Raw genomic sequence first — 16,910 nt, forward strand, 5'->3', positions numbered from 1 at the left:
GCTGCGCATCGCGCACGCGCCGGGAGCACAGTTCGCCATATTCATGAGAACCCCTTGAGAAGGAGAAGCACCATGCAGGAAATCACTCGCGACGTCGTCATCATCGGCGCCGGTCCCGCGGGACTCACCGCGGCGCGGCGCCTGAGCCAAACCGGGAAGACAGTCGCCGTGCTCGAAGCGCGCGACCGCGTCGGCGGCCGCACATGGTCGGACACGATCGACGGCTCCTTCCTCGAGATCGGCGGCCAGTGGATCGCGCCCGAACAAACCGCGATCCAGGATCTCGCGGCGGAACTCGGACTCGAACTCTTCCAGCGCCACCGCGACGGCGATTCGGTGTTCATCGACAAGGAGGGCAACCGCCACCGTTTCACCGGCGACTTCCCCGTCAAGCCGGAGACCCTCGAGGAAATGCGCAAGCTCCGCGCAGAACTCACCCGACTCTCCCTCGAAGTCGACCCAGCCGCCCCGTGGGAGCACCCCCGCGCCGCCGAGTACGACGAGATCACCTTCGACGCCTGGCTGCGCGCCCAGAGCGACGACGCCGAGGCGCGCCTCATCATCGGCAACTTCATCTCGGGGGCGATGCTCACCAAGCCAAAGCACTCGTTCTCCCTGCTGCAGGCTATCTTCTTCGGCGCCTCGGCCGGGTCGTTCGAGAACCTCGTGGACGAAGACATCCTCCTCGACAAGCGCGTCGTCGGCGGCATGCAGAGCGTCTCCATCCGCATTGCCGAAGAACTCGGCTCCGAAAATGTCTTCCTCGACAACCCGGTGCGCGAATTGCACTGGGAGGACACCGCCGAAGGCGCCCCCGCCACGGTCACCGCGATCACCGACCACCTCCGCGTGAGCGCCCGCCACGCGATCCTCGCGGTGGCTCTGTTGCAAAGATTGGCGGCAGTCAGAGGTAGGCTGTCGCTCTGCGCCGATCAGGCGGCTGCTGCGAAATGGTGGTTGAGCATGCCCATGGCCTCCGTCAGCGCCGAGGGCCCAATGCCAAAAGCTCTCTCCACAAGGCGCACCTCGCCCCTGATGCCGGGCTGCAGGCACCAGGGGCGAGCCTGTCCTTTGCGCAGGGCTCGCATGACTTCGAATCCCTTGATCGTGGCATAGGCCGTGGGGATCGATTTGAAACCGCGCACCGGCTTGATCAGTATCTTGAGCTTTCCGTGATCGGCCTCGATCACGTTATTGAGATACTTCACCTGCCGGTGGGCCGTCTCCCGGTCCAGCTTTCCTTCGCGCTTCAATTCGGTGATCGCTGCACCATAGCTCGGCGCTTTGTCGGTATTGAGCGTGGCAGGCTTTTCCCAGTGCTTCAGGCCTCGCAGGGCCTTGCCCAGGAACCGCTTCGCTGCCTTGGCGCTGCGGGTCGGCGACAGGTAGAAATCGATCGTGTCGCCCCGCTTGTCGACTGCCCGGTACAGGTAGGTCCACTTGCCCCGCACCTTGACGTAGGTTTCATCCAGGCGCCAGCTCGGATCAAAGCCACGCCGCCAGAACCAGCGCAGCCGCTTCTCCATCTCCGGGGCGTAGCACTGGACCCAGCGATAGATCGTCGTATGGTCGACCGAAATGCCGCGTTCCGCCAGCATTTCCTCAAGGTCGCGATAGCTGATCGGATAGCGACAATACCAGCGCACCGCCCACAGGATCACATCACCCTGGAAATGGCGCCACTTGAAATCCGTCATCGTTCCGTCCGTCCAATCTCCGCCAAGCATGCTCAAGCTTCACGATTTTTGCAACAGAGCCCGCCGACCTGCAGAGCGCGAGGAACACCCGGCGTCGGGCGCTGAAGCAACAACTTCGCTCCCTCAGCAGCGTCGCCAGCTCACTGCCGGAAGACACTCGGCACCGACCCGCGGCCGCGCCTCACTCTCCCTCCGAGCCCGACGCGCCAGCCCCGCAATCGAAGAGACACGGGCTGAGGACCTATGCCAGCGACTGAACCGACCGTCGGAAAGCCGGTGTCCGTCCTCGTCGGCGCGGACGACGACGGGCGACGGTTCCTCAACGGCACCTTCGACGAATTCACCCAGGCGCCCCCACCACACACCGACACCCGCCCCGCGTTCGTCAGCACCCGAGAGCACCGACGGTTCGTGGAGTTCGCCGACACCGTACGCTCACACCGCTACATCGGCCTCTGCTACGGTCCGCCCGGCATCGGCAAGACTCTCTCCGCCCGCCACTACGCCGGCACCGACGACTGGGAACAGTGGTACCCGCTCGCCCGAAACGGTGGCCTGCTCCCTCCCGTCCCCGAGGGCGTCCAGCAGAGTCGAACGGCGTTCTTCACCCCCACCGTCGCCGCCACCATCAAGCAGATCGACCAGGGCCTGCCCCGCGCGTGCCAACAAGTCTCGTGGGCCATTGATTATGCCCGGTACGGTCACGTCGACCCCTACGTCCATCCCGAATCCCAACACAGCGGGAACACAGAGCTGCTTATCATCGACGAAGCCGATCGGCTCAAAACCGTCGGCCTCGAACAAGTCCGCGATTTCTACGACCGCCACCACATGGGCGTCATCCTCATCGGCATGCCCGGCATTGAAAAACGCCTCGCGCGCTACCCCCAGCTCTACAGCCGCATCGGCTTCGCCCACGAATACCGTCCTCTCCGCAGTGACGAACTCACCGCCGTCGTCACACAACGCCTCCCCGCACCAGACCCCGGTGATTCAGGGCTCGCTCACACCGCCGCCCTCGCCGCGATCGTGCGCGCCACGAACGGGAACTTCCGCCTCGCCGATCGCCTCGTCACTCAGATCCGACGTGTTCTTGACATCAACGGGCACACCCACCTCACGCCCGAGGCCGTCGACGCCGCCCAGGAAGCCCTCCTCATCGGACACTGAACGACGCGACAACCGCGACATCTATCGCTGCAATTCACAGGCATCTTCGACACGCCGAGGAACGATTCACCGAAACTGCTCACCGAAACCATTTCTCACCGAAATGGCCTCTATACCGTTTTCGGTGGATCGGGTAGACTAGTGAGACGATCCCGCGAGAGGGGAGCCACCATGCAGACGTTCGACGTCGAGACCCGCTGGCCCGAGCTGTTCACCCAGCTCGATGAGGCGCAGCGCCGCGGTGTGGTGCAGTCTCTCGCGTCCGCGTGGCACGAGGGCTGGGAGCCGAACCGGGAGGACGTGGAGAACCTGACCGACCGCGCCAGGGGCGCGATCGACCGGGATGAGTACCTGCGGCGCTCCGACGCGGCCGCGGAGCGTCGTCGCAAGGTGACCGCCGTCGCCAGCTGATGCCGACCCCGGACGAGTTGTGGGAGTCGTACTTCTACCCCGAGACATTCGATCCGGCCACCAAGCAGGGCACGCTTCGGAATCTGTTGGGGGAGCGGGACAGGGCCGTGCTCGCGGCGAAGGAGTACAGCCGGTCGGCTGACCGGCAACGTGAGCTGATGAGCGGCGAGGTGCAGCTGGCGCGTACCTACGATGCCGTGCACGTGCGTGCGATCCACCGGCACCTGTTCCAGGACGTCTACGAGTGGGCGGGGGAGTACCGCACGGTCAACATCTTCAAGGGCACCCCACGCGGCTTCGCGGACGTCGCCGGGGGAGAGATAGGCCGCTACCTCAAAGACGTGCACGGACTCGTCGACCGCACCCCGTGGGATCGCCTCGGCCGAGACGAGTTCACGGAGCGGGCGGCGACCGTGTTCGCCTACCTCAACCAAGCGCACCCGTTCCGGGAGGGCAACGGCCGCACGTCCAAGGTGTTCATGGATCACGTCGCGGAGCGGTCCCGGTTCGCCCTCGACTACGGCCGGGTGAGCCCGGCCGAGTGGAACGAGGCGTCCAAGTGGTCCGGACCTGACCTGTTCGACCACGACCCACAGCCGGCGTCGCTGCTGCCCGTGTTCGCCGCGATCACCGTCGACAGGTCCGCGGCCGTCTCGTCGACGCCGGCGGACGCTGCGCGGTTCCAGGCGCTGTATCGGGCGAGCTACCCGAGGCCGGCGACCGATATCGGCCGCTCCGGCCCGGGCCAGGAGCCGGCTGCCCCGTCGCGGCGACGTAGCGAATACGGACAGCGATCGGAGAGAGGGCAGGGCAGAGAGTGAACGTCGTCGGATACGCGCGGGTGTCCACCCGCGAACAGAACCCCGCCGCGCAGGACGCGGAGCTGCGCGCCGCCGGCGCCAGCCGCGTGTTCGTCGACCACGGCGAATCCAGCCGCGTCGCAGACCGCCCGCAGTGGCTCGCCTGCCTGGACTACCTCCGCGAGGGCGACACGCTCGTGATCCGCGCCCTGGATCGTGTCGCCGGCAGCGAGGTCATGGCTATCGAGGTGATCCGTGAGCTTGCCGGCCGCGGCGTCCGGCTTCGCAGCCTGACCGAACCGTTCCTCGACGTCGACACGTCCACGCCGATGGGTGAGGCCATTGTCGGGATCATTGCCGTGCTCGCCCAGCTGCGCGTCTCCACCATCCGGGAGAACACCCGCCGCGGCCTTGCCCACGCCCGCAGCGAGGGCCGCGTCGGCGGCCGCCCCTCCGTGATGACCCCCGAGCGAATCGCCGCCGCCGTCAACATGCGCGACAACGGCGACAGCGTGTCCAAGATCGCCCGCACGCTTGGTGTCGGCGCCTCGAGCGTCACGCGGGCCCTCGCGAAGTACGACGCTGACCAGGTGGCCGCATCCACGCCGAAGGATCTCAGCGCGCACCGTTGACGTGCGCCGCCGCGACTACGCTCGGGGCCATGTGCGGGCGCTTCGCGATGAACAAGGTTCTGAGCATTAATCACCTGATGCAACAGGGCAGCCTCACGACACCCTAGGGAATCGTCAGCGACGACTGTATGATCAGTGCATGCTGACTATTGCTTCTCGCCTCGATGTCGTGAACCGGCTCGGCCGTGCCATGGCCGACCCGTCCCGCTCTCGCATTCTGATGACCCTGCTCGAAGGTCCGAGCTATCCGGCCGTGCTGTCGCGGGAGTTGGAGCTGACCCGTTCGAACGTGTCCAACCACCTGACCTGCCTGCGGGACTGCGGCATCGTGGTCGCTGAGCCCGAGGGGCGGCAGACCCGTTACGAGATTGCCGACCCGCACCTCGCCGCCGCGCTCACTGCACTGGTCGACGTGACGCTGGCCGTGGATGAGAGCGCCCCGTGCGTGGATGCCTCGTGCACCGTGCCTGGCTGCTGCGGGGCCGAGGCGAAGGCATGAGCGCGGGGACGAAGTCCCAGGTCGAAGGGGTCGATCTGAACGATGACGACGACGACCACGACGGGCCGTGGTGGACGGACCGCGGGATTATGGTCCCGGTCTTCTCCGGTGTCGCTTTTGTCGCGGGCCTGATCTGCGAATGGTCCGGCGCGGAGATCCCGGCGCTGGTGCTGTTCTGGATCGGTCTGCTGCTGGGTGCGTCGACGTTCACGCCTGGCGCGATCCGGAAGCTGTTCAAGGGCAAGCTCGGCATCGGGCTGCTGATGACGATCAGCGCGATCGGCGCGGTCATCCTTGGTTACGTCGAGGAGGCCGCCGCTCTGGCGTTCCTCTACTCGATCGCCGAGGCGCTGGAGGACAAGGCGATGGACCGCGCCCGCGGCGGTCTGCGGGCTCTGCTGAAGCTGGTCCCCGAGACCGCGACGGTGCTCATCGACGGAAGGCAGACGGAGATCGCGGCGAAGGACCTCGCGGTCGGGCAGATCATGCTAGTCCGCCCGGGGGAGCGGATCGCCACGGACGGCGTCGTGCGATCTGGGCGCTCCAGCCTGGATACCTCAGCGATCACCGGTGAGTCGATCCCGGTCGAGGTCGAGTCCGGCGACGCGGTGTCCGCCGGCGCGATCAACACGGCCGGGGCGCTCGAGGTCGAGGCTACGGCGGCGGGCACTGACAACTCACTGACCACTATCGTCGAGCTCGTCGAGCAGGCGCAGGCCGAGAAGGGCGACCGGGCCCGCCTCGCCGACCGGATCGCCCGCCCGCTGGTGCCGGGAGTGCTGATCCTCGCCGCGCTGGTCGCCCTCATCGGTTCGCTGTTCGGTGACCCAGAGCTGTGGATCACCCGCGCCCTCGTCGTACTCGTGGCCGCATCGCCCTGTGCGCTGGCGATCTCAGTGCCACTCACCGTGGTCGCCGCGATCGGCGCGGCCAGCAAGTTCGGTGTGATCATCAAGTCCGGTGCGGTCTTCGAGCGCTTCGGCGGGATCCGCCACGTCGCCGTCGACAAGACCGGCACCCTCACCCGCAACCAGCCCGAGGTCACAGCGATCCTCACGGCCGACGGCGTTACCGAGAACCAACTTCTGGACTGGGCCGCCGCGCTCGAACAGCACAGCACCCACCCCCCGCCGCGATTGCCGCGGCGGCTCCCGCGCGCGCCTGCGGCCGCCGCGGTGACCGAGCAGGCCGGACACGGCATCGAGGGCACTGTCGACGGCACCAGGATCACCGTCGGCAGTCCCCGCTGGCTCGACGTCGGCGGCCTCCCGGCGACCAGGTCGCCACCCTCGAGGAGCAGGGCATGACCGTGGTGATCGTGCACCGCGACGGTAAGCCAGCCGGTGCCATCGGGGTGCGCGATGAGCTGCGCCCTGAGGTCCCGGAAGTCGTCCGCACGCTGGCCGGTGACCGCATCGGTGTGACCATGCTCACCGGCGACAACGCCCGCACCGCGCGGGCCCTCGCCGCGCAGGCGGGGATCGAGGACGTGCGTGCCGAGCTCCGCCCCGAGGACAAGGCGGCCGCGATCGGAGAGCTGTCCCGCACCGCTCCTGTGGCGATGATCGGCGATGGCATCAACGACGCTCCGGCCCTTGCCGCCGCCGACATCGGCATCGCGATGGGCGCGACCGGCTCCGACGCCGCGATCGAGTCCGCCGACGTCGCGTTCACCGGCCACGACCTCCGCCTGCTTCCGCGTGCGTTCGACCATGCTCGCCGCGGACGCCGCATCATCAACCAGAACATCGTGCTGTCGTTGCTGATCATCACCGCGCTGCTCCCGCTCGCGCTGTTCGGCGTCCTCGGCCTCGCCGCTGTGGTCCTGGTCCACGAGATCGCCGAGGTCATCGTGATCCTCAATGGCCTCCGCGCCGCTCGCACCCGGAAGGCAGTCTCGTGACGGCTTCCGATGCTGCGATGCGCAGCGAGGAGGCAAGTGCAGAGCGCGACACAACGTCATCAGCTACCGGAGGAACGTCCCGGCGCGCGCTCGGCGTTGCCCTGGCCGTCGCCGGGCTCGGTGTGGTGCTTGACCAAGGCACGAAGGCAGTCGCGGCGTCCAACCTCCAGCCGGGCGAACGCACCCCGCTGGTGGGCGAACTGCTGGGCCTGTCGCTGATCTACAATCCCGGAGCCGCGTTCTCCCTCGGTTCCGGAGCTACCTGGATCTTCTCTGTTGTCGGTGTCATCGCCGCAGCGGCGACGATCGTGTTCGCCGTGCGGTTGCGGGGTGTCAGGTGGGGCCTTGCACTGGGGCTGATTCTCGGCGGCGCGGTAGGTAACTCATCGACCGGCTCGTAAACCTCCCCTCATTCGGGCAGGGACACGTTACGGACTTCATCGCCTATGGTGACCTTTTCGTCGGGAATGTCGCAGACATCCTCGTCGTCGCCGGGGTCGCCATGCTCGGCCTGCTCCTCATCAGCGCAATCTCGGGCGATGGGGAAGCGACCCAGCCAGAGAATTAACTGCTTGGGTAGACGCCCGAACATGTCGGAGTGACTGCATCTAGCGAAGCTGGATGCATCAATGATGTATCCAATGCAATACTGGCTGCATGAGTTCTGAACATGGCGGCGCGACCGCGCTTCGGTTGCTCGGGAACGTGCGCCCGCTGGACGAGAAGCACTTCGTTTATGACGCCATGCTCGCCGGCTGGAGGGATCAGCAGTCCAGTCGGGGCCTTGTGGCTTCGACGATCCAAGGCAGGCTCCTTACGATTCGCCGCTTCGAGGCCTTCACGGGGCGATATCCGTGGGAGTGGTCGGTCGGTGATGTCGAGGACTACACCACGCATGCGAAGTCGGGAGCTCGTCCTGCAGCGCGATCGACCATCCGCGCGTTTCAGATGATCATCCGGCTCTTCTGTGAGTATCTCTGCGACGGGCGCTACGAGTGGGCGGCCGAGTGCGAACGCCGGTTCGGCCGGGCACCGCAGCAGATTTGCCATGAATGGAACACCACCGCACACCTCGTCGACTACGAAGGGCGGGCGCAGCGCCGGGCGCTCACCTATGACGAACTCGAGCAGTTCTTCGCGGCTGCAGACTCGCGGGTTGAGTCCATTCTCGACCAGGGGCGGAAGGGCGCGCTGGCTGCGCTTCGGGACGCGCAGATATTCAAGACGATCTACGCCTATGGTCTGCGCCGTGCCGAGGCGGTCGGTCTCGACGTTGCGGACAGGCGCCCAATGGCGCACCTCGTCTTCCCTGGCCGGCCTGGCGCCGCCGAGGGCCTGCTGCAAGGGCTCGCGTGGCTCCGGGCCGCGCCGACGTTCGGTGCTGACCGTGCCCGAGCTGGGATGGGTCACCCAAGGTCTCGCACAGTGGGTGGATCACGCACGCCCTCGCTTCACGGACGGGACCGGCATGCTCTGGCCGACCGAACGCGGCAGTCGGGTGAGTCTCCGCTACATCGACATGAGGTTCGCAGCCCTCCGTGATCAACTGGGTCTCCCTCCGGAGCTCAGCGTGCACGCGCTGCGCCATACCTACGTCACCAACCTGATCGAGTGGGGCTACTCGGAGAAGTTTGTCCAGGATCAGGTCGGCCACGCTTATGCGTCCACCACCGCGATCTACACCTCGCTCGGCGACGACTATAAGACCCGCATGGTGACCCGAGCTCTCGCCCGAATCTATGAAGGAAACGATGCCGACAACCTCTGACCACAGTCCGATCACCTGGCAGTTGCGGCAGGTCATGGCCGTCGCGGGGATGTTCCATACGACCGACCTCATCGACCCGCTTCGGGAGCAGGGTGTGCACCTGTCCCGCGAGCAGATCTATCGCCTTGTGACGAAGACGCCCGAAAGGCTCAACATCGAGGTACTCGCCGCGCTCTGCCGCATCCTCGACTGCACACCCAACGACCTCATCGAGGTGGCCCCTGTCGCTGCAGCGCGCGCACCTCGCGCCGTCGGCGAAGCCCGCAGCAACGGACCTTCTATCGGTGCCCTCCGCCCGATCCCCGCGAAACTGCACCGTCCCACGGAGTGAGCGAGAGCGCGAGCCCTGGATGGAAGCGGCGTTGCGACTCGTGCGGTCGCGACGTCGAGGCCAGGTACGAGATCCTCGAGCAGCGCATCTGCAACGCCTGCTATTCGCGTCTGCGTCGGAACGCCGCACCCTGCCCGGCGTGCACCCAGATGAAGGTCCTGGCGTTCCGGTCACACGACGGCGAGATCGTGTGCGCTGCGTGCGCGGGTGTTCCGTCACGGTTCGGATGTGCCAGGTGCGGGAGTGAGGAGTACCTGACCGGCTCGCACTGTGGGCGCTGCCGTCTCGAGGATCGTCTCGATGACGTCCTTGCAGATTCGACTGGCCGTGTGCACTCGGCGCTTGCCCGCTCCGCGACCACCTGCTCAGCGCCAGGGACCCGCGTTCGGCGGTTCGGTGGCTCCGCCGCGAACCCATCGAACGCACACTCCGAGCCATGGCTCACGGCGAGAAGCCCATCGGCCACGCGGCAATCAACGAGCTCCCGCAGTCGACGCGCGTCCGGTACTTCCGGCGAATGCTGATCGCTGCCGGCACCCTGCCCGCCATCGATGTCCGACTCAACGACCTCGAGATCCGGAGCCGGGCATTCATCGACACCCTGCCCGCCGAACAGGCCCTCTTCGTCACCAGGTTCTTCAACTGGGAGACGCTGCGGAAACTGCGCAGGCGGTCACTTGGCCGGCCAATCAGCGTCGGAATGGCCAACGTCCACAGCTCGGAACTCCACAAGATCGCAGCCTTCCTCGCCTGGCTTGACGAGCACGACCTCGATCTGCCCACACTCGAGCAAGTGACGGTCGACCGCTACCTTGCGCACCACGATCCCAACCGCACCATCGGGAGATTCCTCAACTGGGCAGCCCGACACCGAATCACCACGCGCATCGACGTGCCCCGGTCCCCGTCGACAGCCTCGCCCGCCACCATCGATGAGGAAGCCCTCTGGGAGAAAGTCGACATCCTCCTCCAGGACAAATCCACCCCGATGTCGAGTCGGATCATCGGGCTGTTTCTTCTTGTGTTCGCCCAGCCGATCAGAGACTCTGTTCGGCTGAGACGCGAAGACGTCCAGGTCACCGAAGGGTACGTCAAGGTTCAGTTCGGGACGACCCCGGTCATTCTGCCGCCTCCGATCGCCGATCTCCTCAGGGAGCACCTCGACATGACACGCGGCCAGCGACCATACGTCGGGGTGTCGCCCGGTTGGCTCTTCGAAGGTGTGATGCCGGAGCAGCACCTGAGCGAAGCCAGCGTCCGATTCAACCTGAACAAGCATGGACTCCGCGCTCGGATCATCAAACGGGCCAGACTCGATCACCTCGTACAGGTGCTCCCGGCGAGCATCGTCGCGGATATCACCGGAGTCACCGTCAATACAGCCATACGCCACTCAGCGAACACCGGAGCCGGCTGGGGAGCGTATCCCGAGCTGAGAAGGCATGAGAGGGATCTCGACGCGAACGAATAATGCTGATTGCCAGTAAAGACGAACGAGCTCATCGAAGAGTTCGTCGCGCAGGGTGGCCGCCCGCAGGACTGGAGGCCGTCGTATTCGGTCGCCCCGACGTCGGATGCCCCGATCGTCCGGGATTGGGCCGGCGAGGACGGCGCGGTGAACCGCGAGGTGACCCTGGCGCGCTGGGACTGGCCGAAGCCGCCCAGCCGACCTGCCGGGGCGCCGATCATCAACGCCCGGATGGAGAAGCTGCCGACCGGTTTCTGGGTGGGCGCGTTCTCGAACGCGCGGTGCATCGTTCCGATGCTCGGCTACTACGAGTGGACCGGCCCGAAGGGCGACAAGCAACCACACTTCATCCGCAGCGACGAGCTGCTCGCCGCTGCCGGGCTGACGTGGACGATGGAGGTTGCAGGGGAGAGGCGCCGCGTGTTCGTCGTCGTCACACGCGAGGCCCGCGACGCCAGCGGCGAGGTGCATGACAGGATGCCGGCGTTCCTCACCCCGGACCTGTGGGACGAGTGGCTGAGCCCGGTGTCGCTGACAGTCGACGGCGACGCTACCGCGTCGAAGGCGCACCGCGCCGAGCTGCTCGACGAGCTCGAGCACGCCTCCTCCGCGATCGCCTCGACCATGCGCACGTACGAGGTCGACCGGCGGGTGAACAACTCCCGCACGGTCGACCCCGCCGACTCGTCTCTCATCGAGCCGACGTCGTAGCCGCCTCCTCGATCACCGAGTCTCGGGCGTACCGGATCAGTCCACGGCCGAGGTCGTGGAACCGGGGGCCGATGTTCTGAGCACGCCACCGTCGCAGTTCCGACAGGTCGCGATCGAGGATCGCCGCCGCCTCATCCGGCGTCAGCAACAGGGGCTCGGGGGAGTGGTCGTGCAGCATCAGTCGTTCTCCCTCGTGAGCGTGTCGATCACCGTCACGAACTCGGCGCCGGTGACCGTCACCGTGTTCGCCAGCCGGTAGCCGTGCCGGCCATAGTCGTGCAGCTGTTGGTCGCGTTCCCCGACCTTCTGCGCCAGCCGATAGTGGTCCTTGTCGCGGCTCGGGAACGTGGTCTGCACCGTCGCGAAGCTCACGGTCGTTGCCATCGCTCACGCCACCCTCGACTTGACCAGCTCGTCGATCCGGTCGGGACGGAAACCCGCCCACGGGTCGCCGGCGCCCTCGACCACGGGAGCCTGGGCGAAGCCGAATCCCTTGACGCGCTCCAGTGCGACCGGGTCGCCTGTCAGGTCGATCACCCGGTAACTGATACCGGCGTTGTCGAGCGCCCGCAGCGTCGCCGTGCACTGCACACAGCCGGGCTTGGAGTACACGGTCAGCGGTTCATCGTTCATGGCACTTCTCCTTCTCAACCTCATTGCCTTTCGGCACAAGCCGAATCACAGCGTTGGGGGCGTGGAGGCAAGGGACCGTGGATTACCGGACTGAGCGCAGCGAGGGAGGATATGCCGCGAAAGCCCTTGCCGCAGCGAACACGGCGCGTATCATCCACAGGCCGAAAGGCAACGAACGTTGCCCACTCAACGGCCCCCGTCAGCGCGCAGCGTGACGGGGGCCGTTGAGAGAAAGAGAGCCGAAGGCTACCCCTCAGAAGGAGCAGAAGCCGCAGCGGTTGAGGAACGAGCTCCAGTCGTACGAGGACGCCGGGGACGGCTCGTCTGGCCAGGAGCGCGCGCGCCCGTCGCGCGCAGATCCTTCTCCGACCATCCGGCGTCAAGCGCGGATCGCCATGCGCGCTCGTGTGCCGCGGTCGCGTCCTTGAATCGGCGCTCCGCGTCGTCCGCGTCATTGCTGGCGGCGACCACCTGACGCACCGCATCCACGCGGGCATTCACGTCCGCCTCGATCAACTGCCGCGCCCGTTGGGCGGCCTCTTCGGGGTTGAGATTCGTGTCGCTCATGCGACTCAGAGTAGCCGTGGCCGACTCCGCCAGCCGGAGAGAGAATGGCCCCTAGCGGGATCGCCCTCGGTGCACTAACGCCCGACTCGGGGCGAAGCCGCTGGCAGAGCAAGCTATAGATTTAGGTAACCTAAATCTGGACGTCGGTCGATCCCGGCGGCAAACTGGTCGTATGGTCCCCGCCATGAGGCGGGTTCGCTGCGCTGGGCCGAAGGGACGGTGACGACATGGCGGAGCAGAGCGAGCGACGCTTGTTCGGTCGTCAGCGGCGCGCGAACTCGGCCACGCCGAGGGACGCCGGCCGGTACGTCGTGAAGACGAACGCGGACGAGGACGCGCAGCTGCGCGCCCGCGCCGTGGTGGCCGGTGTGACCGTGCCCCGGTTCCTCGTCGAGGCGGGTCTGAACGCGCACGTCGAGACGAGCACGGAACGCAAGCAGACGATCGCGGAACTGTTCGCGCTGTCCCGCACCTTGGGCACCGTGGCGAACAACGTGAACCAGCTCGCTCGGTACGCGAATACCGAGGGCCGGTTCCCCGAGGAGGCCGAGGCGGTGGTCGCGGAATACCGCGGGCTGAGCGCGCGGATCGACGAGACGATCCGCCTGTTGGCGGGCGCATGATTCCGAACATCACGCGCGGCTCGCGCATCGTCGGACTTATGAGCTACCTCGCCGGGGAGGGACGCGCCAACGAGCACACGGAGCAGCATCTTGTCGCCGGCGATCACGCGATCATGGCCCGCCACGGGTACGCCGTGCTCGACCAGGCCGCGGCCCGCGACATCGGCCTCGCGCTCGACACCCCGCGCCTGGCGTACGCGGTCGAGGTCACCCGGCAGGTGCGGGTCGAAGATCCGCAGACAGGGGAGCTGCACAGCGACCGGGTGGCCGCGGACGTGTGGCATTGCTCGCTGTCCCTGCACGCCGACGAAGGCCAGCTCAGCGACGAGCAGTGGGGCACGATCGCGCAGCAGTTTGTGGACCGGATGGGCTTCACCGAGGAGTCCGGGAAGGCTCCATGCCGGTGGGTGGCTGTGCGTCACGGCCTGTCGACGAACGGCAACGATCACGTGCACATCGCCGTGTCACTCGTCCGCGAGGACGGCACCAAGGCGGCCACGCACAACGACTTCAAGCGCGCCCAGGAGGTGTGCCGCGACCTGGAGCGCGAGCACGGCCTGACCCCGCTGGAGTCCCGCCAGCGGGGTATGGGCGAGCGGGGCGTGAAGCCCGCCGAGCGCGCCCGCGCAGAACGGCAGGGCGCGGTCGAGGTCGACGCGCACCGCCTCGAGCGGACCGTTCGCGCCGCGGCGATCGCGTCGCTGGACGAAGGCGAGTTCGTGCGCCGGCTGCGCCGCGGCGGGGTCCTCATCCGCCCCCGCTACGCGGCCGGCCGGGATGACGTCGTCGCCGGCTACTCCGTCGCACTGCGCCCGAGTGGGCAGGAGCGGCCGGTGTGGTTCGGCGGGGGCCGGCTGGCCCGCGACTTGACCCTCCCGCGGCTTCGGGAGGGGTGGCCGGACAGCCCACAGACGGCGCAGGCCGCCGTCGACGAGTGGCGCGCCACGAGCAAGAACCCGTGGCAGTACCGGCCCGTCGCGCCAGGCCGGGAAGAGGCCACACCCGACCCGGAGCTGTGGGAGCAGTACACCCGCGAGCTCGGCGCGCTGCGCGCGCAGCTGCGGGACGTCCCCCCGGAGGATTGGGCGACGTGGGCGCACGTTGCCCGCGAGACGGCGGGCGCGTTCGCGGCGTGGTCCCAGCGGGTCGAGACGACCCCCGGACCGCTGGCAGACACCGCCCGCGAGCTCTCGCGCAGCGCCCACATCCGAGCGCACCAGTCGGCCCCGAAGCCGGTGCGGATGGGCTCCGCATCCGGCGCGGCGATGATGCTCCTGCAAGCCGCGACCGCGGGCCGCGGCCCCGCGGCCGAGGCGATCCTGTTCCGCCAGCTCGGCCGGTTGTCGGTCGCAGTCCTGGACGCGCACCAGGCCGCCGGAGACGCCCGCCGTGCCGAGCAGATGAGCCAGTCGCTGCGCGACAAGCTCGCCGCGATCCAGGAACGGCTCCCCGCCGTGCCGACGAAGGATGCGGCGTCGGCGGCGTCGTTGACCCCGGAGGAGGAAGCGGTGCGCCGCGCACAGCGCGGGCTCGCCGCGCCCGGCACCAGGTCGCCGCTGCCAAACCCGATCACCCCGCGCAAGCGGACCACGTCCGACGCGTCACGCGATCGTGACGGCCACGGCAGAGAGTAGGGAGCACGATCATGGCGGAAGAAACAGACGGCGTAGGCGAGACGTTCGACGACTCGCTGCGCATCGCCCTGACCGTCGCATCGCAGTTCGGAGAGCGCATCTCCCGACTGCGGGAGCAGCTGGCCCGTCAGCGCGAAGCCGACGCCCGACAGGAAGCCCGCGAGCTGCAAGCCCGCTTCGACGCCGAACGCGGCGCCGCACGCGCGCAGCTCGCCGTGGTGAACCAGCCCGAGTGGTGGAACCGGGCCAGCGTGGAGGACATCGCCGCCGTGCACGAGACGGCCACCGCGTGGCGCGACCACGACGACACCGCCGCGGCCGCCCACGACACCATCCGCCGGGAGGTCCGGGACCGCTACGGCGTCGACGTCGACCGTCCCGGCGCCGATCCCGCCGTCGTGGCCGAAACGCTGCGCCAGGCCGAACGCGATCGCACACAGGCGCGCGAGGAACGACGTCGCGCCGGCGAGGACCTGACCGCCAGCCAGCTCCTCCTCGCGACCGCCGAGGGACGCGACCGCTACGCGGACGAGGACCGCGCCCGCGCCTGGGAGGCGGGCGACCCGGACACCGCAGCGCAGGCGGACAGAGACGCCGCTAACGCCGCCCAGGAGGCCCGTCAGGCGCGCGAAGACAGTACCGTGGCCTACGACAGCGCAGAGCGCCGTGAGGCGTTCGCACGGACGCTGGAGGGCACCGCCAGCGAGCAGGACATCCGCGGCCGCGTGCTGGCCGACACTGGCAACGCGAAGCACCCCCGCGAGGCGGTCACCACGCCCACCGGCCGATCCCCGCGGCCGCGGAAGTCCCGCGCCGGCGTGACACAGCAACGCGACCGGGGCGGCCTGTCCCGGTGACACCCGAACCCGCCGACTACACCCCGTCGCCGCGGCGGCCGCCGTGGTGGTGGTGGCTGATCGTGGCCGGCGCCGCGGTCGCCGGCATCGTCATAGGCCGCTCCATCCCGCCGCCCGTCCCGGACGGGCAATGGTGGGCGACCTACCTCCTCTCGCCCGGCTTCGGCGGCACCGCGGCGTTCTTCGCCGCGGCAATCGCCGGCGGGATCGCCTGGCGCAACTCCGCGAAGGACCGCAAGCAGCGTCAACTCGCGGAGCAACGGTCGCAATGGTGGGACCGGTTCACCTGGGCCACCGAGAAGGCGATCGACCCCGACACATCCGTCGTCGGGTCGAAAGTCCTCGACGCCCTGGTGATCCCTAGCCTCGCCACCGCCGAGGATGCGAGAATGGCGATTGAGATATCCGAGATAGTCGACCCTCCGGCGCCGACCGAACCAGAAGGTGTTGAGTGACGATGACCAACGTCTACAGCGAAGAGGCGCGCACCGCCGCCCGCGAGCTGCGGGCTCGGCTCAAGCGCGACCTGGCTGCCGGCCGGTTCGTTTCCTCGTCGGCGGCCGCCCGTCACCCCAACACCACCGTGACGGAGAACAAGCGCAACACGGGCAGTGCGACCGCCACCCGGAAGGGCTGAGTAGCGCCTGTCCTCGGCGGACACCCGAATGGCGGCCGCTTCGCGGCATCAGCCGCGCGCGCTGAACGCGTGCATAGTTGACGCTGAGGATGCCGCATGCTCGGCAAAGCCACCGTCCACCGCTGAACCCACTCATCCGCAACACCGATAGGGCGAATCCCACGGCCGTGATACCTTCTATCGTCCTGTCACGCGGCGCGTTCGCTGACGGCTCCAGCTGGACCTTCTGGTTCTGGTGCTGCAGGGGAAGAGTTACCGGGTGTTCGCGTCCGGCAACTCACGATCTTCTATCTGCTGCCCTCTCATTCAGACGATCTCTTACTCGGTGTCTGCAAGAACGAGACAGTGTACTCATTGGCGAGCTCGACGCAGCCGGTGGCTGCCAGCCGGTACGAACTCTCACCGGCCGAGCAGGCGACGCTGCCAACGAGGAGACATCGATGAAGGGTCGCCCTCGACGTCGCGAGCAGTGCCGGCTGACTATTTAAAGGCGTCGCTACGGGCTCCGGTGTCGATAGAGGAGAACCTGTGTCAACGTAAGCTGACATAACGTTGATTATCGGTGGTAC

Annotated in this window: 21 protein-coding genes and 2 pseudogenes; 18 read left to right on the forward strand and 5 right to left on the reverse strand. The window is 67.6% G+C overall.

The genetic code is table 11. From position 1 onward, the window contains the following. Positions 1-72: 72 nt before the first annotated feature. Positions 73-870: pseudogene (locus tag AC3WLZ_RS18205) on the forward strand (flavin monoamine oxidase family protein); the annotation flags it as partial. 62 nt (positions 871-932) lie between these two features. On the opposite strand, the gene AC3WLZ_RS18210 reads toward AC3WLZ_RS18205, so the two are convergent. Further along, positions 933-1,697, reverse strand: a complete 765-nt coding sequence (locus tag AC3WLZ_RS18210; protein WP_001389365.1) for an IS6-like element IS6100 family transposase — start codon at positions 1,695-1,697, stop codon at positions 933-935. Positions 1,698-1,940: 243 nt separating this feature from the next. Between AC3WLZ_RS18210 and AC3WLZ_RS18215 the strand changes: the two genes are divergently transcribed. The 7 genes and pseudogenes from AC3WLZ_RS18215 to AC3WLZ_RS18245 all read left to right on the forward strand — a co-directional run bounded on the left by AC3WLZ_RS18215 (position 1,941) and on the right by AC3WLZ_RS18245 (position 7,513). Further along, complete coding sequence (locus AC3WLZ_RS18215; RefSeq protein WP_492471025.1) at positions 1,941-2,867, forward strand: AAA family ATPase; 927 nt, start codon at positions 1,941-1,943, stop codon at positions 2,865-2,867. Positions 2,868-3,038: 171 nt separating this feature from the next. Continuing rightward, the gene (locus AC3WLZ_RS18220; protein WP_492471026.1) at positions 3,039-3,278 is read left to right on the forward strand and encodes an antitoxin VbhA family protein; all 240 of its coding nucleotides are present in this window, start codon (positions 3,039-3,041) and stop codon (positions 3,276-3,278) included. Next, complete coding sequence (locus AC3WLZ_RS18225) at positions 3,278-4,099, forward strand: Fic/DOC family protein (RefSeq protein WP_492471027.1); 822 nt, start codon at positions 3,278-3,280, stop codon at positions 4,097-4,099. Before AC3WLZ_RS18220 ends, AC3WLZ_RS18225 begins: the two co-directional genes overlap by 1 nt. Further along, positions 4,096-4,710 carry a recombinase family protein gene (locus tag AC3WLZ_RS18230; RefSeq protein ID WP_492471028.1) on the forward strand — a complete coding sequence of 205 codons (615 nt, stop codon included), beginning with the start codon at positions 4,096-4,098 and terminating at the stop codon, positions 4,708-4,710. The genes AC3WLZ_RS18225 and AC3WLZ_RS18230 overlap by 4 nt, the downstream gene beginning before the upstream one ends. A 139-nt stretch (positions 4,711-4,849) precedes the next feature. Then, a complete protein-coding gene (cmtR, locus tag AC3WLZ_RS18235) occupies positions 4,850-5,209 on the forward strand; it encodes a Cd(II)/Pb(II)-sensing metalloregulatory transcriptional regulator CmtR (protein WP_492469674.1) in 360 nt (119 codons plus the stop codon). An 89-nt stretch (positions 5,210-5,298) separates the two neighbouring features. Continuing rightward, positions 5,299-7,112: pseudogene (locus AC3WLZ_RS18240) on the forward strand (heavy metal translocating P-type ATPase). Further along, positions 7,109-7,513, forward strand: coding sequence for a signal peptidase II (locus tag AC3WLZ_RS18245; RefSeq protein WP_492471029.1), 405 nt, complete (start codon positions 7,109-7,111; stop codon positions 7,511-7,513). The pseudogene AC3WLZ_RS18240 and the gene AC3WLZ_RS18245 overlap by 4 nt, the downstream one beginning before the upstream one ends. An 8-nt stretch (positions 7,514-7,521) precedes the next feature. On the opposite strand, the gene AC3WLZ_RS18250 is transcribed toward AC3WLZ_RS18245, so the two are convergent. Continuing rightward, the gene (locus AC3WLZ_RS18250; protein WP_492471030.1) at positions 7,522-7,704 is read right to left on the reverse strand and encodes a hypothetical protein; all 183 of its coding nucleotides are present in this window, start codon (positions 7,702-7,704) and stop codon (positions 7,522-7,524) included. A gap of 65 nt (positions 7,705-7,769) precedes the next feature. On the opposite strand from AC3WLZ_RS18250, the gene AC3WLZ_RS18255 reads away from it, so the two are divergent. The 5 genes from AC3WLZ_RS18255 (at position 7,770) to AC3WLZ_RS18275 (ending at position 11,390) form a co-directional block, all read left to right on the forward strand. After that, a complete protein-coding gene (locus tag AC3WLZ_RS18255) occupies positions 7,770-8,654 on the forward strand; it encodes a site-specific integrase (protein ID WP_492471031.1) in 885 nt (294 codons plus the stop codon). Next, the gene (locus AC3WLZ_RS18260; RefSeq protein WP_492471032.1) at positions 8,581-8,880 is read left to right on the forward strand and encodes a tyrosine-type recombinase/integrase; all 300 of its coding nucleotides are present in this window, start codon (positions 8,581-8,583) and stop codon (positions 8,878-8,880) included. Before AC3WLZ_RS18255 ends, AC3WLZ_RS18260 begins: the two co-directional genes overlap by 74 nt. Continuing rightward, positions 8,864-9,211: a helix-turn-helix domain-containing protein gene (locus tag AC3WLZ_RS18265; protein WP_492469670.1), complete on the forward strand. Its 348-nt coding sequence runs from the start codon at positions 8,864-8,866 to the stop codon at positions 9,209-9,211. Before AC3WLZ_RS18260 ends, AC3WLZ_RS18265 begins: the two co-directional genes overlap by 17 nt. Before the next feature lie 436 nt (positions 9,212-9,647). Continuing rightward, entirely contained in the window at positions 9,648-10,682 is a 1,035-nt protein-coding gene (locus AC3WLZ_RS18270; RefSeq protein WP_492469669.1) for a site-specific integrase, read from the forward strand. 6 nt (positions 10,683-10,688) lie between these two features. Next, positions 10,689-11,390 (forward strand): SOS response-associated peptidase, encoded by a 702-nt coding sequence (locus AC3WLZ_RS18275; protein WP_492471033.1) that lies wholly within the window; start codon positions 10,689-10,691, stop codon positions 11,388-11,390. Here the strand turns inward: AC3WLZ_RS18275 and AC3WLZ_RS18280 are convergent. Genes AC3WLZ_RS18280 through AC3WLZ_RS18290 form a run of 3 tightly spaced genes read right to left on the reverse strand, consistent with a single transcriptional unit; the run spans position 11,371 to position 12,023 of the window. Next, on the reverse strand, positions 11,371-11,568 hold the full coding sequence (locus AC3WLZ_RS18280; protein WP_492471034.1) for a helix-turn-helix domain-containing protein: 198 nt from the start codon (positions 11,566-11,568) through the stop codon (positions 11,371-11,373). The two genes, AC3WLZ_RS18275 and AC3WLZ_RS18280, sit on opposite strands and share 20 nt — an antisense overlap. Further along, positions 11,568-11,774 carry a hypothetical protein gene (locus tag AC3WLZ_RS18285; RefSeq protein WP_492471035.1) on the reverse strand — a complete coding sequence of 69 codons (207 nt, stop codon included), beginning with the start codon at positions 11,772-11,774 and terminating at the stop codon, positions 11,568-11,570. The genes AC3WLZ_RS18280 and AC3WLZ_RS18285 overlap by 1 nt, the downstream gene beginning before the upstream one ends. Before the next feature lie 3 nt (positions 11,775-11,777). Beyond that, positions 11,778-12,023 (reverse strand): glutaredoxin domain-containing protein, encoded by a 246-nt coding sequence (locus AC3WLZ_RS18290; RefSeq protein WP_492471036.1) that lies wholly within the window; start codon positions 12,021-12,023, stop codon positions 11,778-11,780. A gap of 794 nt (positions 12,024-12,817) precedes the next feature. On the opposite strand from AC3WLZ_RS18290, the gene AC3WLZ_RS18295 reads away from it, so the two are divergent. Genes AC3WLZ_RS18295 through AC3WLZ_RS18315 form a run of 5 tightly spaced genes read left to right on the forward strand, consistent with a single transcriptional unit; the run spans position 12,818 to position 16,341 of the window. Further along, complete coding sequence (locus AC3WLZ_RS18295) at positions 12,818-13,213, forward strand: plasmid mobilization protein (protein ID WP_492471037.1); 396 nt, start codon at positions 12,818-12,820, stop codon at positions 13,211-13,213. Further along, positions 13,210-14,847: a relaxase/mobilization nuclease domain-containing protein gene (locus AC3WLZ_RS18300; protein ID WP_492471038.1), complete on the forward strand. Its 1,638-nt coding sequence runs from the start codon at positions 13,210-13,212 to the stop codon at positions 14,845-14,847. The genes AC3WLZ_RS18295 and AC3WLZ_RS18300 overlap by 4 nt, the downstream gene beginning before the upstream one ends. Positions 14,848-14,858: 11 nt before the next feature. After that, positions 14,859-15,704, forward strand: a complete 846-nt coding sequence (locus tag AC3WLZ_RS18305) for a hypothetical protein (RefSeq protein ID WP_492471039.1) — start codon at positions 14,859-14,861, stop codon at positions 15,702-15,704. After that, positions 15,701-16,159: a hypothetical protein gene (locus AC3WLZ_RS18310; RefSeq protein ID WP_492471040.1), complete on the forward strand. Its 459-nt coding sequence runs from the start codon at positions 15,701-15,703 to the stop codon at positions 16,157-16,159. Before AC3WLZ_RS18305 ends, AC3WLZ_RS18310 begins: the two co-directional genes overlap by 4 nt. Further along, entirely contained in the window at positions 16,156-16,341 is a 186-nt protein-coding gene (locus tag AC3WLZ_RS18315) for a hypothetical protein (protein WP_492471041.1), read from the forward strand. The genes AC3WLZ_RS18310 and AC3WLZ_RS18315 overlap by 4 nt, the downstream gene beginning before the upstream one ends. Positions 16,342-16,910 lie beyond the last annotated feature (569 nt).

The sequence above is a fragment of the Microbacterium sp. FW305-3-2-15-F-LB2 genome, from assembly GCF_058787255.1.

Coding starts and splice junctions, on each gene's coding strand:
- AC3WLZ_RS18210 (WP_001389365.1), bottom strand. CDS start 1,697: ATGACGGATTTCAAGTGGCGCCATTTCCAGGGTGATGTGATCCTGTGG.
- AC3WLZ_RS18215 (WP_492471025.1), top strand. CDS start 1,941: ATGCCAGCGACTGAACCGACCGTCGGAAAGCCGGTGTCCGTCCTCGTC.
- AC3WLZ_RS18220 (WP_492471026.1), top strand. CDS start 3,039: ATGCAGACGTTCGACGTCGAGACCCGCTGGCCCGAGCTGTTCACCCAG.
- AC3WLZ_RS18225 (WP_492471027.1), top strand. CDS start 3,278: ATGCCGACCCCGGACGAGTTGTGGGAGTCGTACTTCTACCCCGAGACA.
- cmtR (WP_492469674.1), top strand. CDS start 4,850: ATGCTGACTATTGCTTCTCGCCTCGATGTCGTGAACCGGCTCGGCCGT.
- AC3WLZ_RS18250 (WP_492471030.1), bottom strand. CDS start 7,704: ATGTTCGGGCGTCTACCCAAGCAGTTAATTCTCTGGCTGGGTCGCTTC.
- AC3WLZ_RS18255 (WP_492471031.1), top strand. CDS start 7,770: ATGAGTTCTGAACATGGCGGCGCGACCGCGCTTCGGTTGCTCGGGAAC.
- AC3WLZ_RS18260 (WP_492471032.1), top strand. CDS start 8,581: ATGCTCTGGCCGACCGAACGCGGCAGTCGGGTGAGTCTCCGCTACATC.
- AC3WLZ_RS18265 (WP_492469670.1), top strand. CDS start 8,864: ATGCCGACAACCTCTGACCACAGTCCGATCACCTGGCAGTTGCGGCAG.
- AC3WLZ_RS18270 (WP_492469669.1), top strand. CDS start 9,648: ATGGCTCACGGCGAGAAGCCCATCGGCCACGCGGCAATCAACGAGCTC.
- AC3WLZ_RS18280 (WP_492471034.1), bottom strand. CDS start 11,568: ATGCTGCACGACCACTCCCCCGAGCCCCTGTTGCTGACGCCGGATGAG.
- AC3WLZ_RS18285 (WP_492471035.1), bottom strand. CDS start 11,774: ATGGCAACGACCGTGAGCTTCGCGACGGTGCAGACCACGTTCCCGAGC.
- AC3WLZ_RS18290 (WP_492471036.1), bottom strand. CDS start 12,023: ATGAACGATGAACCGCTGACCGTGTACTCCAAGCCCGGCTGTGTGCAG.
- AC3WLZ_RS18295 (WP_492471037.1), top strand. CDS start 12,818: ATGGCGGAGCAGAGCGAGCGACGCTTGTTCGGTCGTCAGCGGCGCGCG.
- AC3WLZ_RS18300 (WP_492471038.1), top strand. CDS start 13,210: ATGATTCCGAACATCACGCGCGGCTCGCGCATCGTCGGACTTATGAGC.
- AC3WLZ_RS18305 (WP_492471039.1), top strand. CDS start 14,859: ATGGCGGAAGAAACAGACGGCGTAGGCGAGACGTTCGACGACTCGCTG.